Origin of the sequence: Thermomonospora echinospora (assembly GCF_900108175.1) — a bacterium.
Lineage (GTDB): Bacteria > Actinomycetota > Actinomycetes > Streptosporangiales > Streptosporangiaceae > Thermomonospora > Thermomonospora echinospora.
Genome location: NZ_FNVO01000014.1, coordinates 17,217 through 32,494, shown reverse-complemented (window position 1 = coordinate 32,494; position 15,278 = coordinate 17,217). Strand labels below are relative to the sequence as shown.

Below are 15,278 nucleotides of genomic sequence, written 5' to 3'. Positions count from 1 at the left end.
GATCATGTGACCGATGACACGTCAGCCCGGCCCGCGCGCGGACCCCGCCCGTCCCTGCGACGGGAGTTAGGGCTGGGCCTGGCATTGTTCGCCCTGTACTGCCTGGTCGACCTGATCCCGGCGGGGGGACGGGTGACGGTGGCGGAGGCCAACGGCCGCGTCCTGTACGCGTGGGAACACTCGCTGCACATCGCGGTGGAGCGTCCGCTCAACGAGTGGCTGGTCGAGCGCGAGACGCTGACCGTCCTGGCCAACTACGAATACGCCGTCACGTACGTGGTCAGCGCCGGGCTACTGCTGGCATGGCTGTACCTGCGGCGGCCCGAGCGGTACCGGGCGGCCCGTAACTCGTTCGTGCTGATCAACCTGTTCGGCGCGGCGGTGTTCGCGCTGTGGCCGGTCATGCCGCCGCGCCTGCTCCCGGACCTGGGGTTCGTGGACACCGTCGTGGCCGAGGGCACCTGGGGTTCGTGGGGCACGCCGCTGGTGGACCACGCCAACCAGCTCGCCGCGATGCCGTCGCTGCACGTCGCCTGGGCGCTGTGGGTGAGCGCCGAGCTGGCCCGGCTGGGCGTCGGCCGGATCCCGCAGGCGATCGGCGCGCTGCACGTCCTGGTGACCGTTTTCGTGATCGTGGCGACGGCCAACCATTTCGTACTGGACGCCGTGGGCTCGGTCGTAGTCGTCTGGGTGGCGATGTGGGTGGTGGACCGCGGGAGCAGGGCGCGGGACCGGGTACGGCCCCCGGACGCGTTCTTCCTTGCCGTGGAGTCCGAGTGGGCGCCCCAGCACGTCGGCGGGCTGATCATGCTGGACGCGCCCGAGGGCGCGCTCACCGTCGCCGACCTGGCCGCCTCGGTCCGGGCGCGGCTTGACGAGCTGCCCCGGCTCCGCCAGCGCCTGTCGCCGTCCGTCCGGTTCCGGCGGCCCCGCTGGGTGGACCACCCGGACCTGGACTGGGACTGGCATGTGACCGCGATGACGTTGCCGTCGCCGGGCGGCGACGAGCGCCTGGACGGGCTGGTCGCCGCCCTGCAGACCGAGCCGCTGCCGCGGGACCGGCCGCTGTGGCGGCTGATCCTGGTGCGCGGCCACGCCCCCGACCGGACCGCGGTGATCTTCCTGATGCACCATGTCGTCGCCGACGGGATGGGAGTGATCGCGCACGCGCTGCGCATCGCCGGGGCCGACGGCGAGCGCCCCCCGACGGCGGCGCCGGCGCGCCGCGTGGTGGGCACGGCGGTCGGGCTGGTGCAGCTCGCCGCCGACCGGCGGCCGCAGGGCGCGCGGCTGCCCGAGTCGGGTCCGGGGCGGCGCTCCTTCGGCAGCTTCCGGGTCCCGCTGCGGACGGTCCGGGGCATCGCGCGCAAGCACCGGGTGCGGGTGACCGACGTGATCCTGTGCACGGTGATCGCGGGACTGCTGCGTGCCGGACCGCGGCCCGCGGGACCGACGCTGCGGGTCGCGGTGCCGTTGATGACGCGTACCGCTCGCACACCACTGGAGGGCAACCACACCGCCGCCGTCATGGTGGACCTGCCGTGCGGGCCGATGGCCGAGGTCGAGCGGCTCGGGCTGATCGCGGCGGCCACCCGGCGGCGGCTGCGCACCGGCACCCGGGCGCTGGCGTCCGCCTTCGTCATGCAGCGGCTGGCGTGGCTGATGCCGCCCGCCGCGCACGCCGCGTTCGCCCGCCAGGTGTACGGGGGACGCAGCTTCCAGGCGGTGGTGTCCAACCTGCCCGCCCTCGACGCGCCGGTCGCGTTCGCCGGGTGGCCGCTGCTGGCGGCGCATCCCATCGTGCCGACCGCAGCCGGGGCGCCGCTGGCGGTGGGCGCGCTCGGGTGGAACGGCGTGCTGGACTTCGGGGTGAGCGCCGACCCCGCGCTGGCCGCCGACGCCCGCGCGCTGTGCCACGCCATGGCCGAGGTGCTGGTGGAACTCGGCACCCCCGACCTGCCCCAGGCGGAACCGGCGCAGGGACGCTAGCGCACGTTCGTCATCGCACGGTCCTCGCGGGCCGGGCGGCGGACGAGGAACGTCCCGCAGCACACCACGAGCCCCGACACGATCAGCACCAGGCTGGCCGGGGCGACGCCCAGCGGCAGATGACGCATCTGGCCGAGCAGGTCGTCCGCGACGCCGGACACCAGCGCTGCCGTGGCCAGGCCGAACCGCAGCACGGCGTGGAAGGCGGTCAGCCCGAGCGTGCGGCCCGCCCCGCCCAGGCTCTCCTGCAGGTAGGTGATTCCGCCGATCAGCGCGGCGATGGCGGCGGCGCCGAACAGCATGGCGCCGAGGAACGCCCACGCCGTCGACGCCAGGGCGCCCATCGCGGCGATCACCAGGCCCTGTAGGGCCGTGCATATCCTGACCTGGCCGAGCAGGTCGCCTCCCTGGCGTACCCGGGTGCCGAGCACGCCCATGATCGCGCCGACGCCGAACAGCGCCACCAGCCCGCCGAACCCGATGGGCCCGGCATGCAGCACGTCCCGGACGAACGGGACGCCGACCGAGAACAGCGCGCCCAGCCCCAGCGAGACGACCGCCATCCCGGGCAGCACCGCCGCGACCACGGGCATCCGGAGCGCGGTCAGGAACCCCGCCCCGGCCCGGACGCCGCCGTCTCCGGCGGGCCGCCGTTCTCCGCGCCACGGCCCGAGATCGGGCATACCGCGTATGGCGGCGAACGAGACCAGGTAGGTCGCCGCGTCCACCCAGAACACCGCGACGTAGCGGCCGTGGCCGGTCCAGCCGAGCGCGTCCGACAGGTACAGCAGCGCGCCGAACGTCCCGGCGCCGAACGGGATCATGCCGTAGGACGTGGCCATGGTGACGCCGTTAGCGAGCTGCAGCGTGCCGGTGTCGGGTTCCTTGCCACGGCCGCCGACCAGGAGCGGGACGGCCGCGTCACGGGCGGGCAGGAACATCAGGCTGACGACCTCGATGGCGAACGCCCACGCGTACACCCACCACAGCGACGGCAGGACGGGCAGGGCGACGGCCATGCCCGCGCGGACCAGGTCGGCGGTCATCATCACGCCGCGGCGGCGCCACCTGGTCACCACGCGGGCGGCCAGCGGCGCGCCCAGCGCCGAGGGCAGCAGCCGCACGACCAGGACGCCGCCCACCGCGGTCGTGGAGCCGCTGAGCTCCAGCACCAGGTACATCAGGGCGAACGTGCCCATCCAGTCGCCGAAGGAGGACACCGTCTGCCCCACCAGCAGGCGGCGGAAGGCGGGACGGTTCAGCTCCTTGATCCCCATGCCGTCCCCGTGTCGGCGCGTCCGGTGGTCGGCGGCAGCCGCACCAGCTCCCAGGTGAACGTCTGCACTCCGCCCGGCTCGGGCGGGAAATGGCCGGTGAGCACCAGTGCCCGCGGGATCTCCACAGCCACCTGGTTGCCCCGGCAGCCGCGCGACATGTGGAACGCCCCGGCCACGACTTCCCAAGTTGGGAGAAAATCATTTCTTCGAGGGCCGCCGGCGGGCGGTTGTGGGGCGGCGGCCGGTCGCCTATAGTTCCGGCCAGGTCATGAGTGCCAGCGCCAAGCCCTAGCTTGCTGGCCGGCAACCCTCCTCCGCGGTGGGGTGCCCTAGGTGAGGACCGGGCCCGCGCACAGCAAGGTGCCGGGCAAGTGCGGATCTCCGTGACGGGGGTCCCGGACCCCGCAGGAGCGGCATCGTGTCTGTTCTCACCCGTGTTCCCCAGGTCGTCGGCGCCGGGCTGCCGGTTCCCGTGCCGGGCGGCTCCGTCCCGTACGCCAACCTCGACCACGCCGCCAGCGCGCCGTGTCTGGAGGCGGTGCAGGAGGCCGTCGTGCGGGCGTTGCCGGCCTACAGCAGTGTGCACCGGGGGGCGGGGTACGCCTCCCAGGTCACCACCCGGGCGTACGAGACGGCGCGGGAGACGGTCCGCGACTTCCTCGGCGGGCCGGAGGCGGTGGTGTTCACCCGCAACACCACCGACGCGCTGAACCTCCTCGCCGGCGCCGTGCCCGAGGGCACCTCGGTTGTGGTGTTCGAGTCCGAGCACCACGCGACACTGCTGCCCTGGCGGAACGCCGTCCGGCTGCCCGTCCCGGCCTCCCCCGGCGCGGCGCTCGCCGACGCCGAGCAAGCGCTGCGCCAGTGCCCGGCCGGGCCGCGGCTGCTGGTGGTGACGGCGGCGTCGAACGTCACCGGGGAGCTGTGGCCGATCGCGGAGCTGGCCGAGATCGCGCACCGGCACGGCGCCCGCATCGCGGTGGACGCCGCGCAACTGGTCCCGCACCGCCCGCTGGACGCCCGCGGCCTGGACTACGTGGCCTTCTCCGGGCACAAGCTGTACGCGCCGTTCGGGGCCGGGGTGCTGGCGGGCCGCGCCGACTGGCTGCGCGCCGCCGATCCCTACCTGCGCGGCGGCGGGGCCAGCAGCCATGTGGGCGACGGCGTGCGGTGGGCGGCCGACCCCGAGCAGCGGCACGAGGCCGGCACCCCGAACGTGCTGGGCGCCGTCGCACTGGCGGCGGCGTGCGCGACGTTGGCTGCCGGCTGGGACACCGTCGCCGAGCACGAGCGGCGGCTTCTCGAACGGCTGCAGGCCGGCTTGGCGGACCTTCCCGGGGTGCGTGAGCTGTCCCTGTGGGGCCTGGAGCACCCGCGGGTCGGCATCGTCGCGTTCACCGTGGACGGGCACGCGCCGCGCGCCGTCGCCGAACGGCTGTCGGCCGAGCACGGCATCGGCGTCCGCGACGGAAGGTTCTGCGCGCACCCCCTGGTCCGCCACCTCGTCGGCGGCGCGGCCGGGGAGGGCTGTGCGGAGGGCGACACCGCGATCCGGGCCAGCATCGGCCTGGGCACCGTGGACGAGCACGTCGACCGGCTGCTCGAGGCGCTCGCGGCGATCTGCGACGGGTGACAGCCGCTGAACCCCGCGCCGTGACGCCCGTCATCGACTTCGTCGCCGCCCCAAGCAGTCCTCTCGTGGCCGGTCAGCGGGTGGCTGTGCGGGTGAGGAGTTCGCGGTGTTCCAGGGTCCACAGTGCTGCGCGGGACTGCCAGGCCAGGGTCCACAGCCCCTCGGTGTGAGTGTGGTGCGGGGTGAAGCCCTGAACGCGTGAGTACCAGCCGTTGTCTTTGATCACGAAGTACAGGATCCGGTCGATCAGGTCGGTGCGCCGGTGGCGGGGCAGCCCATAGCCGTCCAGGAAGGCGGCGAACCATTGTGCGCGGGCGGCGGCGTCGGGAAGTCCGATCTGTTCGGCGACGTCATCGTCGAACAGCTGCGCGCAGTAGAAGGCGGTGACGGCGACCTCGTCCATCGGGTCGACCGGCCCGGTGTACTCCCAGCCGATCAGCCCGGTCGGACGATCCTGGTGGAAGACCACGTGCCAGGGCGCAATGTTGCCGTGGCTGATCAACGCCTCCGCGGCGTCGGTGTGCAGGGTCCAGGGCATCCACCGCGCGTCCGGCGGCGGAGTAAAAGTGCGGCTGACCTGATGGAGTCGGCGCAGCAACGCGCCGACCTCGTGCATGCTCCGCTCCGCGTCGGGCCACACGGATCGGGCGAAGATCGTCCCTTCCAGCCAGGTCAGCGTCTCATCACCCGCCTCATCGAATCCCGCCCCGGCCACTCGCGGTGCGGCCTCGAAGCCCTCGGCCTCCAGGTGCCGCAGGAACGCGTGCACCGTGGGTGTCCACGGCTGCGCTGGATGGGTGACCAGCGCGCCGCGGCGCCGGGTGGGATTGGTGTGATTAAGGTCGGTGACGCGGTCATAGTCGTGTCCCATGAGGCGAACCTAAAGCTCTCTCGCGGCGGCATCCGAACGCTTTTCCCCACGCTTGGCCTTTTTGCCTAGGGCAAGGGGGATGACCGGTCAGGGGGCGACCGGGGCCGACACGGGCCCGCCGTCGAGGGCCGACGGTCTTGCATAACCGGCCATTCATGCGAACACGACTCGTGACGACGGTCATGCAGAGCTACTTTGCCTCTGGTGACATGGACCCAAGGGAGGGCCGAGAACACGACCCGGGGCGGCCTCGCCGTCGACGTCGTCGAGTGCCGGTCACCGGAAGGCGGCGACGTTGGCGCGGGCCCAGTCGGCATACGTACGGGGTGCCCGGCCCAGCACCTTCTCGACATCGGGGCTGACCCGCCGTTCGGCCGTGTTGGGCTCGCCCAGGATGGCCAGGGTCGTCTCCACCACGTCCGCCGGCATGAAGTTCAGCATCTGCGCCCGTGCCTCATCTGGGGTCTGCTCCACGAACCGGATCGGCTCGTCCAGCGCCGCGCCGATCGCCTCGGCCTGCTCCCGAGGCGTCACCGAGACCGGGCCGGTCAGCTCGTAGATCTTCCCAGCGTGTCCGTCTTCCCGCAGCGCCACGGCGGCGACCTCGGCGATGTCGTCCGGGTCGATGGCCGGCAGCCCGACGCCGCCGAACGGTGCGGTGACGGTCCGCTCGGCACGCACCGACGGAGCCCAGGCGTAGGTGTTGGAGTCGAAGTTGCCCGGCCGCAGGATCGTCCAGTCCAGGCCCGACCCTCGCACGGCCTCCTCGATGGACAGTCCCAGCACCCCGTGCGATGCCGAATCCGGCCGGGTCGCCACCCCCAGCGAGGACAGCAGCACCACCCGCTCGACACCGCCGGCCCTGGCCGCATCGAGGATGTCACCCACGTTCAGCGTGTGAGCGCTGGGACCGCCGTTCTGCAGGAACAGGGCGTCGGCACCGTCGAACACCGGGCGCAGGCTCTCGGCGTCGGCCAGATCCGCCTTCCGGTACTCGACGCCCTCGGGCACGTCCGCCTCCGTGATGTTCCGGGATGTGGCGGTCGGCTTCTCGCCCGCCGCCGCGAGCACCCGCACGAGCGAGCGGCCGACGTTTCCGGTGGCCCCGGTCACAACGATCATGGTCGGTCTCCTGCCGTTCATCCGCTTCCAGGAGCGGTTCGTTCTCGACGCGGGCGACGCTAACATCCTGGATATAGTAGGTACCTAGAGGAAAGTGACTATCCCAGAGGTGATCCGCATGGGTGACACAACATGGAAGACCGCGGCCGCGTCGACCGATCCGGAGCAGGCCTGCCCGATCGCCCCGGTGGTCGACATCGTGTTCAGCCGGTGGACCACCCCGATCCTGTGGACCCTCAACCAGCACGGCCGGCAGCGCTTCGTCGAGCTGCAACGGCGGATCACCACCATCACTCCCAAGGTGCTGACCCAGCGCCTGCGGCAACTCGAACGCGACGGCCTCATCGTGCGCACGTACCATCCCGAGGTCCCGCCCCGGGTCGAGTACGAGATCAGCGACCTCGGCCGCAGCCTTGCCCCGCTGTTCGCCCACCTCGCCGAATGGGCCGCCGTCAACCTCGACAAGGTCGACCGGGCCCGGCACGCCTACGACAACGCTTCGGCACACTGAACCGGGCAGAAAACGGGAACATGCCAACGTCTACCGGCGACCGAGCAGACCGCCACCCCAGAGGAACAGCGAGCACCCGCCGGTAAGAGACGTCTTCGCCTCCGAGTGATCACATGATGACCGAAGACAGCCTCTTCGCGCCGAACTGATTGATCCCACTCATACAGGACCCTCGGCCAGGAGCCGGCCATGCTCGTCATGGGTGGAGATGACGATGGTGTGCGCGTTCGGATATGACAACCACAACGTCGGCCTCGGCAGGGTTCTATCGGCGAGTCGCCTCGTAGTCGGGGAGTGCGGCCGGGGCGGTGCGGGTCACCGGGCGCATGGCCAGGATCAGTACGGCCAGTCCGGCGAAGATGACCGCGGCGATGACACCGGTGACGTGCAGGCTGGCGGTGAACGCCTCCCGCGCGGTGTGCAGCAGTTCCGCGCCCTGGTCGGCGGGTAGATGCCGGCTGGCGGCGACCGCGCCGGCCAGCGAGTCGGACGTGCCGTCCATCCTGCTGCGGTAGACCACCGCGGCCACCACGCCGAGCAGCGCAAAGCCGAGCGAACCACCGAAGTAGTTGCCGGTCTCCGACATCGACGCCGCCGAGCCGGCGCGCTCCGGCGGTACGGACCCGACGACCAGCCCGGTGCCCAGCGCGAACAGCGGGCCGGTGCCCAACGCCAGGACGGCGATGCCGATCATCACCAGCGGCAGGGCGCGCGCGCCGTCGACGCCGACCAGCAGCAGGCTGCCCAGCGCCGACCCCATCAGCCCACCGGCGATCGCGGTCGTCTCCTTCATCCGCCGGGCCAGTGCCGGCGCGGCCATGGTGCCGACCGCTACGCCCAGGCCCATGGGTGCGAACAGCACCGCCGAGGCGACCGGCGAGAAGCCCAGCACGTTCTGCAGGTACTGGGTCACCAGCAGGCCCGTACCGGCCATGGCGATGCCGGCGCAGACCAGCGCGACGAGTACGGCCGTGAACGGGCGGTTGCGCAGCAGCCGCAGGTCCAGCAGCGGTGTCTCCGACCGTAGTTGCCGGCGTACGAACAGGATCCCGATGGCCGCGCCGACGATGAGGGCCAACGCCGGCACGGCCCGCGCGCTCTCGACGGTCAGTTGCTTGATGCCGTACACCACCAGGAGCACCGCCGCGAGCGACAGTCCGACGCTGGCCGGGTCCAGCCGGCCGGCCTGGTCGCTGCGGAACTCCGGCAGCAGGACCGGCCCGGCGAGCACCAGCAACGCCATCGCCGGCACGGCGGCCAGGAACACCGATCCCCACCAAAAGTGCTGGAGCAGGAATCCGGCGAGCACAGGTCCGAGCGCACCACCGGTGAACTGGCAGGTCGCCCAGATCGCGATGGCCTTCCCGCGCTGTCGTTCGTCGCGGAACATGTTGGTGAGCAGGGCGAGGGTGGACGGCGCCAGGGTCGCGCCGGCGACGCCCAGCAGCGCACGCGTGACGATCAGCATCAGCGGGTTGACGGCGAAGGCGGCCACGACCGACAGCACCGTGAACGCCGCCGCACCGACGATCAGCAGCCGCCGGCGGCCGATCCGGTCGGCGAGCGTGCCCATCGTGATGACCATGCCGGCCACCAGGAATCCGTAGCCGTCACTGATCCACAACTGCTGGACATTGGTGGCCCCCAGGTCGGCGCTCAGCTGTGGGAGCGCGAGGAGCAGCGCTGTGGTATCCATCGCGACGAGCAAGGTCGGCAGCATGAGAAGGGCCGCTCCCAGCCACGCCCGGTTGATTCGCATACGAAGCCCTCTGTTCTCTCGACGTTTCGCCGGTTGGTCGAAGCAGCCGAGGGCTTCTTGACATCGGTACAGGAAAGATCCGTGCGAAAGTTCTGGCGGGGATGTCAAGACGGCGGCGGTGAGTCCGACCAACCGGTTGAAGGGCCCGTCCGGGGCCCGTGGACCACGAGGGGTACTAGATGCAGTTCCTGATCGGCATGCACATCAACCCGGCCGTGCTGGACGCGCTGACCGACGAGGAGAAGGCGGCGATCGGCGAGGGCCACGGCACGTTCATCGAGGCGCTGAAGGAGTCCGGCGAGCTGATCACCACGCAGGCGCTGGTCGACCCGTCGCAGGCCGCCGTGGTGTCGGTGCGCAACGGCCAGCCGGTGGTGACCGACGGACCCTTCCTGGAGTCCAAGGAGTACCTGGGCGGCTTCTACCTGATCGACTGCGAGAACAAGGAGCGGGCGATCGAGCTGGCGGCGCAGATCCCGGACGCCGCGATCGAGGGTCTGGGGATCGAGGTGCGGCAGGTGATGTTCGCTGACGGACAATTGGAGGCATGACGGCCCCAGCCATCGAGGACCTGCTGCGTGAGCTCACGCCGCAGGTCCTCGGCGCATTGATACGTCGGTACGGCCGGTTCGAGGAGTGTGAGGACGCCGTACAGGAGGCCGTCCTCGCCGCCGCCGTGCAGTGGCCGGCCGAGGGCGTGCCGGACAATCCGCGCGGCTGGCTGGTGGCTGTCGCGTCCCGGCGGCTCATCGACCAGATGCGCAGTGACCACGCGCGCCGTGAGCGGGAGTGGGCGACGGCCGCCGAGGCGGCGCCCGCCGAGGCGGCGCCCGAGGTGCCGGACATCGACGACACGCTCGTCCTGCTGTTCCTGTGCTGCCATCCGACGCTGACCCCGGCGTCCCAGACCGCGCTGACGCTGCGGGCGGTCGGCGGCCTGACCACGGCCGAGATCGCCCGCGCGTTCCTGGTGCCGGACGCCACGATGGCGGCCAGGATCAGCCGGGCCAAGCAGCGCATCAGGGCCGCCGGCAGCTCGTTCCGCCTGCCGGACGGCGCGGAGCGCGAGGAGCGGCTACGGGTCGTCCTGCACGTGCTCTACCTGATCTTCAACGAGGGCTACACCGCCTCCTCGGGCAGCGAACTGCACCGCGCCGACCTCGCACACGAGGCGATCCGGCTGACCCGGATGGTGCACACGCAGCTGCCCGAGGACGGCGAGGTGACCGGGCTGCTCGCGCTGATGCTGCTGACCCATGCCCGCCGCACGGCACGCACGACGGCGGCCGGCGACCTGGTGCCACTGGACGAGCAGGACCGGACGAAGTGGGACCGGGGGCTGATCGGCGAGGGCCTTGAGCTGATCAAGGCGTCGCTGGCCGGCTCGACGTTGGGGCCTTACCAGCTGCAGGCCGCCATCGCCGCCACGCACGCCGACGCGGCCACGGCCACGGAGACCAACTGGCCGCAGGTGCACGCCCTTTACCTGATCCTGGAACGGATCGCGCCCAACCCGATGGTCACCCTCAACCGGGCGATCGCGCTTGCCGAGATCGAGGGCCCGCCGGCCGGGCTGGCCCTGCTGTCCACATTGGACAGTGACGAGCGGATGGCCGGGCATCACCGGCTGCTGTCCGTACGGGCGCATCTGCTGGAGAGGACCGGCGACGCAGCCGGCGCCTACGAGCACTACCGGCGCGCCGCGAAGTCCACCGCCAGTATCGCCGAGCAACGCTACCTGGAGTCCCGGGCCAGCCGGGTGAGGACATAGCCCCTCCCTCCGCTACCGGCCCGTCCAGCCCCGAAGAGCCGGAACCATCACATGCCAACAAAGTCGAGGCGGCAGCGTTCCAAGGCCCGGCCTAGGTCGATCGCCGGGCCTGGGGCTGCCGATGGTCTGTGGGATCGGACTGGTGCCTCGCCTGCCGCCGGTCTTGGGAGAAGGCGGCAGGCGAGGGTCGGTTGGCGTGCATGTACCCGCTGGTCTGCGCGCCGGCGACCGCCGGCTTCAGATCACAACGTCCGCTTAAGTCCCGCGCGGGCCTGGATGTCGGTGGTGGCCGCGTCCAGCTTGGCCTGGTCGGCGATGGTGGTGTTGTCGGTGTAGGTGACGCCCGGAGGTGCGTCGTCGCTGCCCACCGGGTCGGCGTCCCAGAAGTTGCCGCGGTAGACGACGTGTTCCAGCGGCGGGCTGACCTGCAGGGCGGCGGTGTTGTCGGCGCCCGCGACCACGTTCTGCTCGACCGTCACCCAGGCCGCTCCGTAGTCGGTGTAGAGGGCGAAGTTGTACGGCGTGCGGGTGTCCTTGATGACGTTTCCGCTGACCACCGCGCCGTTGTCGGCCGAGTCTCCCTGCGGTCCGGACAGGTAGAGGCCGCCGCCGTCGGCCAGCACGGTCATGCTGCCGGTGACCAGGTTGCCCAGGATGCGGGTGCCGCGTCCGGGCCCGGCCACGATGCCGCAGTGCGGAACCTCGCGGACGTGGTTATGCGCAACGACGCAGCCGGCGGTGTCGGTGATCGCGATGCCGGGAGAGCCGGAGTAGTCCAGGCCGATACGCTCGACGAGATTGTCCTCGATCAGCGTGGTGCGGGTGCCGGTGACGGTGACGGCGGAGGCGGCCAGGGTGTCGAAGTCGCAGCTGCGCACCGTGACGTCCGTGCCGCCGACGGCGCCCAGCCCGGTGGCGCCCAGCCGGGTGAATCGGCAGCCCTCGAAACGTATGCCGGTGGTCTCGTGGAGCCGCACGCAGGCGGGGATCGTCTGCGGGTCTGCCGGCACCGTCACCCATGCCTGGTCCTCGACCATGACGACCTTCTGCACAGCGCCGCCGTCGTGGTAGCCGCTTCCGTGATAGTGCAGGAAACCCCGTTCCGTGCTGGGCCGCAGCCAGGCGGCATCGGCGAAGACCAGCCCGCGGAAGCAGACGTCACGAGCGCCTGTGACCTGTACCAACGTCTCCAGAACGGGGGCCACCACGCGCGTGTGCGACGGTTCCTGGTCGGGGCGGGGCAGGTAGAGCAGCACGTGGCGGCCGGGCCGCGACCGGTCCAGGACGAACGTCCCGGGCTCGGACAGGAACGACGGGTCGTTCTCGATCCGGGTCGGCAGGCCGGGACCGTTCGTCACCTGGTCCTCCCAGACGGAGGTGTAGAGCTCGTTCGCCCACCCGAAGGCGGGCTGCACCATGGTGATCACACTGGAGTCGCCGTCGCGTGTCACGGCCGCGACGCCGCACCGGGCCTCGGTCCAGGGGTAGACGCCCCGGTAGACGAACTCGACGCCGCCGGGCGCCTGCCAGTCCAGCGGGCCGTCGGTGAGGTATCCGGTCGCGGTCCTGCGTGCGGTGCCGGGGAGACCGTCGATCCCGGCGCGCTCTGCCCTGCGGCCGTCCACATACAGCTGCCGGGTGTCCAGGTCGCCGACCTCGGCCGCCCAGACGCCGTCGCTGCGCACCCGCCAGCCGGTGATCTGCCGGCCACCGCTGATCACGGCCTGCTCCTGCTCGCCGGTGCCGTAGCCGTGGGCCTGGTAGACGATCTGTCCCCCGTCGCGGCCGGAGTCGTCCCCGGTGAGCTCAAAGGGCCGGTCGAGCACATACGTGCCGGCTCGCAGGTGGACGACGACCTCGCCGGTCGCCTCCCGAGCCGCGCGCCGCGCCCGTTCCAGCGTGGCGAACGGACGCTCCAGCGTGCCCGGTGCGGAGTCGGCCCCGGACGGGCAGACGTAGAACTCGATGGCCATGGCCGCGTCACTCTCTTTCCGTGTACGAAGTATGGTGTTTATAGCATAAACATGGAGGTGTGCGATGACGCGCGGCAAGGCAGGAGATCCCGACCACGGGGTCGAGTTGCTGTGGGAGCGCGACGGCCGCGAGTCACGGCGCGGGCTGAGCCTGGAGGAGATCGTGCGCACCGCCATCGAGGTGGCCGACGCCGAGGGCCTGGCCGGACTGTCGATGCGCAAGGTCGCCGAACGGCTCGGCTTCACCACCATGTCGCTGTACCGGCACGTGCCCGGCCGCGACCACCTCATCGACCTCATGTCCGACGCCGTGACCGGACCGCCGCCCGCCCCGCCCGCCGGCGACGGATGGCGGCCGCGACTGGAGGCGTGCGCGCGGCACGCATGGCACCTGCGCGAACGGCACCCCTGGCTGGCCGAGGTACGCGGCACCCGGCACATCCCGGGCCCCAACACCGTGGCCCACTACGAGCGCATGCTCAGCACCCTCGCGGGCACAGGGCTCTCCCCTGCCGAAGTCATCGCCGCCGTAGAGGTGGTCGGACGCTTCATCGACGCCCAGGCGCTGACCCTGGTGGAGATCGCGCAGGCCGAGCGCGGTAGCGGCGTCAGCGAGCAAGAATGGTGGGGCGCCCGCGACTCGCTGTACGCCCACCTCGACCGCTATCCCACCATCTCCGCCCTGTGGGAGGCGGGAGGCTACGACCGGCCCGAGGACCCCTTCGAGTTCGGCCTCGCCCGCCTCCTCGACGGCATCGAGGCGCTCGTCACCCAACGTCGTGACGAAATCCGTGATGAAAACTGCCGGGTGTGCGGTGAGCCCGTGGAGCAGCCGTCCGCGGGACGCCCTCGCCGATACTGTTCGCGCGCCTGTCAGCAACGCGCGTACCGGGCCAGGCGATCGTGAAGCGCCCCTGGTTGTGCGCAGGCTCTAGGTTATGGCTGCGGGACAGGCCGTCCAGCCAGCCGGGGGCCAGGGTCATCGGCAGCAGCAGGCCGGACAGCAGCATGAGCGGCATCGCCGCGGTGGTGGCGCAGGAAGCCATCCAGCGGATTGGCCTCGTCACCTCGCTCAGCCGCACCCACCTGGCCCGCATCCTCAAGGCCGGCGGAGTGTCGTGGCAGACGACCACGACGTGGAAGAGTTCGAATGATCTGGACTTCATCGCCAAGATGCAGCGGATCCCGGCCCTCTACGCCCCCCGAAAGACGGGCGGGTGGTCTGCGTGGATGAGTTCGGGCCGCTCAACCTGCAGCCCCGCAGGGGCAAGGCCTGGCGGCCGACCCGCCACCCGGCCAGGCTGCGGGCGACTTACCACCGCAACGACGGGGTCCGCCACCTGCTCGGCGCCCTCGATCTGGCCACCGGCCGCCTCTACCACCGCAGCCACGCTGAGCAGAACGCGGCGATCGGCGCCTACGTCCGTCGGCGCAACCAGCACGCCCGCCCGAAGGTCAGCTTCGCGGCCGGTTCCCCGATCCGATCATGGAGCAGTTACCCGGCCAAGGTCGCGTAACGCGCCATTAGCGGAAGAGCAAGGGGAAACGACCTTTGGTCTCCTGCGGAGGCACAGAGATCAGGACGAACTGGGCGAGCTGCGGGTCGGTGAGGATGATCGCGGGGCCGTGGAGCGGATCGTGGAACTGCTTGATGCGGACTGCTCCCAGCGCCTCGGCGCGCTCCGCCGCCTCCCACACGTCAGTGACCGCGAAGTGCACGAACCAGGCCGACAGGGCTTCGGCGGGGGCCTCCGGCGAGATCGGCAGCATGCCCGCGACGACCTGGCCCTCGACCGTCCAGTGCACCCGGTCGCCCCCCCGGGACCTGCCCCAGCCGAAGACCCGCGGGTAGAAGTCCTCCGCACGTTCGGGATCACGCGTGAACAGATCGGTCCACCCCCAGCACCCCGGCCTCCCGAGCAGCTCGGTGCAGCCCCAGTTCGCCGACTTCCACAGCATGAAGAAGACGCCCTCGGGATCGAGGCAGCCCGCGAGTGTGCCCTGCCCGTCCAGCTCCCGGGGCTCCACCACCACCTGCCCGCCCGCGTCCCGCACCAGGTCCGCGCTGGCCTCGACGTCCTCGACGGTGAAGTAGACGGTCCAGCTAGCCGCGGCGCCCGATGTCTTTTCCGGCCAGAGCCCAGCCGCGATCTTTCCGTCGCGCAAAAAACGGCCGTAGCCCTCGTACTCCTGGGGCTCCAGCCGCCAGTCGAAGAGCGCGCCGTAGAAGCGCGCCGCCTCTCCGGGATCCCCGCAGGCCAGTTCCACCCAGCAGGGCGTACCCGGCGGTAGCGGGTCATTCCGCGGCATACCTTCATCGTTGCCCCGCGCCCGCGTGAGCGAACTCGCCCAGGGCAGACTTTTACCCGACC

General features: G+C 71.4%; 14 protein-coding genes and 1 riboswitch. Of the genes, 7 read left to right on the top strand and 7 right to left on the bottom strand.

What is annotated here, in order from left to right; genetic code table 11:
• The first annotated feature begins 6 nt into the window (after nucleotides 1-6).
• Nucleotides 7-1,989 carry a bifunctional phosphatase PAP2/O-acyltransferase family protein gene (locus C4U03_RS26715; protein WP_103941322.1) on the top strand — a complete coding sequence of 661 codons (1,983 nt, stop codon included), beginning with the start codon at nucleotides 7-9 and terminating at the stop codon, nucleotides 1,987-1,989.
• Here C4U03_RS26715 and C4U03_RS26710 read toward each other — a convergent pair.
• Together C4U03_RS26710 and C4U03_RS26705 are read right to left on the bottom strand one after the other, a co-directional pair.
• Complete coding sequence (locus C4U03_RS26710) at nucleotides 1,986-3,266, bottom strand: MFS transporter (protein WP_103941320.1); 1,281 nt, start codon at nucleotides 3,264-3,266, stop codon at nucleotides 1,986-1,988. The genes C4U03_RS26715 and C4U03_RS26710 overlap by 4 nt on opposite strands.
• Nucleotides 3,248-3,442 carry a hypothetical protein gene (locus tag C4U03_RS26705; RefSeq protein ID WP_103941318.1) on the bottom strand — a complete coding sequence of 65 codons (195 nt, stop codon included), beginning with the start codon at nucleotides 3,440-3,442 and terminating at the stop codon, nucleotides 3,248-3,250. The genes C4U03_RS26710 and C4U03_RS26705 overlap by 19 nt, the downstream gene beginning before the upstream one ends.
• An 88-nt stretch (nucleotides 3,443-3,530) precedes the next feature.
• Nucleotides 3,531-3,646: riboswitch (SAM riboswitch) on the top strand.
• A 38-nt stretch (nucleotides 3,647-3,684) separates the two neighbouring features.
• Between C4U03_RS26705 and C4U03_RS26700 the strand changes: the two genes are divergently transcribed.
• Complete coding sequence (locus C4U03_RS26700) at nucleotides 3,685-4,899, top strand: aminotransferase class V-fold PLP-dependent enzyme (protein ID WP_235018163.1); 1,215 nt, start codon at nucleotides 3,685-3,687, stop codon at nucleotides 4,897-4,899.
• 73 nt (nucleotides 4,900-4,972) lie between these two features.
• On the opposite strand, the gene C4U03_RS26695 is transcribed toward C4U03_RS26700, so the two are convergent.
• Nucleotides 4,973-5,770 (bottom strand): aminoglycoside phosphotransferase family protein, encoded by a 798-nt coding sequence (locus C4U03_RS26695; RefSeq protein ID WP_103941316.1) that lies wholly within the window; start codon nucleotides 5,768-5,770, stop codon nucleotides 4,973-4,975.
• Between the two features lie 276 nt (nucleotides 5,771-6,046).
• Nucleotides 6,047-6,892: an NAD(P)H-binding protein gene (locus tag C4U03_RS26690; RefSeq protein WP_103941314.1), complete on the bottom strand. Its 846-nt coding sequence runs from the start codon at nucleotides 6,890-6,892 to the stop codon at nucleotides 6,047-6,049.
• A gap of 118 nt (nucleotides 6,893-7,010) precedes the next feature.
• Between C4U03_RS26690 and C4U03_RS26685 the strand changes: the two genes are divergently transcribed.
• Nucleotides 7,011-7,403 carry a winged helix-turn-helix transcriptional regulator gene (locus C4U03_RS26685; RefSeq protein ID WP_103941560.1) on the top strand — a complete coding sequence of 131 codons (393 nt, stop codon included), beginning with the start codon at nucleotides 7,011-7,013 and terminating at the stop codon, nucleotides 7,401-7,403.
• Nucleotides 7,404-7,668: 265 nt separating this feature from the next.
• Here the strand turns inward: C4U03_RS26685 and C4U03_RS26680 are convergent, their stop codons facing one another.
• Nucleotides 7,669-9,123 carry an MFS transporter gene (locus C4U03_RS26680; RefSeq protein WP_268817538.1) on the bottom strand — a complete coding sequence of 485 codons (1,455 nt, stop codon included), beginning with the start codon at nucleotides 9,121-9,123 and terminating at the stop codon, nucleotides 7,669-7,671.
• A gap of 218 nt (nucleotides 9,124-9,341) precedes the next feature.
• Here C4U03_RS26680 and C4U03_RS26675 point away from each other — a divergent pair, with 218 nt between their 5' ends.
• Together C4U03_RS26675 and C4U03_RS26670 are read left to right on the top strand one after the other, a co-directional pair.
• Entirely contained in the window at nucleotides 9,342-9,713 is a 372-nt protein-coding gene (locus C4U03_RS26675) for a YciI family protein (protein ID WP_103941310.1), read from the top strand.
• On the top strand, nucleotides 9,710-10,933 hold the full coding sequence (locus C4U03_RS26670; protein WP_103941308.1) for an RNA polymerase sigma factor: 1,224 nt from the start codon (nucleotides 9,710-9,712) through the stop codon (nucleotides 10,931-10,933). The genes C4U03_RS26675 and C4U03_RS26670 overlap by 4 nt, the downstream gene beginning before the upstream one ends.
• Before the next feature lie 242 nt (nucleotides 10,934-11,175).
• Here the strand turns inward: C4U03_RS26670 and C4U03_RS26665 are convergent, their stop codons facing one another.
• Nucleotides 11,176-12,906 (bottom strand): right-handed parallel beta-helix repeat-containing protein, encoded by a 1,731-nt coding sequence (locus tag C4U03_RS26665; RefSeq protein WP_103941306.1) that lies wholly within the window; start codon nucleotides 12,904-12,906, stop codon nucleotides 11,176-11,178.
• A 64-nt stretch (nucleotides 12,907-12,970) separates the two neighbouring features.
• Between C4U03_RS26665 and C4U03_RS26660 the strand changes: the two genes are divergently transcribed.
• Entirely contained in the window at nucleotides 12,971-13,813 is an 843-nt protein-coding gene (locus C4U03_RS26660; RefSeq protein WP_103941304.1) for a TetR/AcrR family transcriptional regulator, read from the top strand.
• Between the two features lie 319 nt (nucleotides 13,814-14,132).
• Nucleotides 14,133-14,423, top strand: a complete 291-nt coding sequence (locus tag C4U03_RS41275) for a hypothetical protein (RefSeq protein ID WP_200827494.1) — start codon at nucleotides 14,133-14,135, stop codon at nucleotides 14,421-14,423.
• A 7-nt stretch (nucleotides 14,424-14,430) separates the two neighbouring features.
• Here the strand turns inward: C4U03_RS41275 and C4U03_RS26645 are convergent, their stop codons facing one another.
• On the bottom strand, nucleotides 14,431-15,216 hold the full coding sequence (locus tag C4U03_RS26645) for a VOC family protein (protein ID WP_103941302.1): 786 nt from the start codon (nucleotides 15,214-15,216) through the stop codon (nucleotides 14,431-14,433).
• Nucleotides 15,217-15,278: the final 62 nt, after the last annotated feature.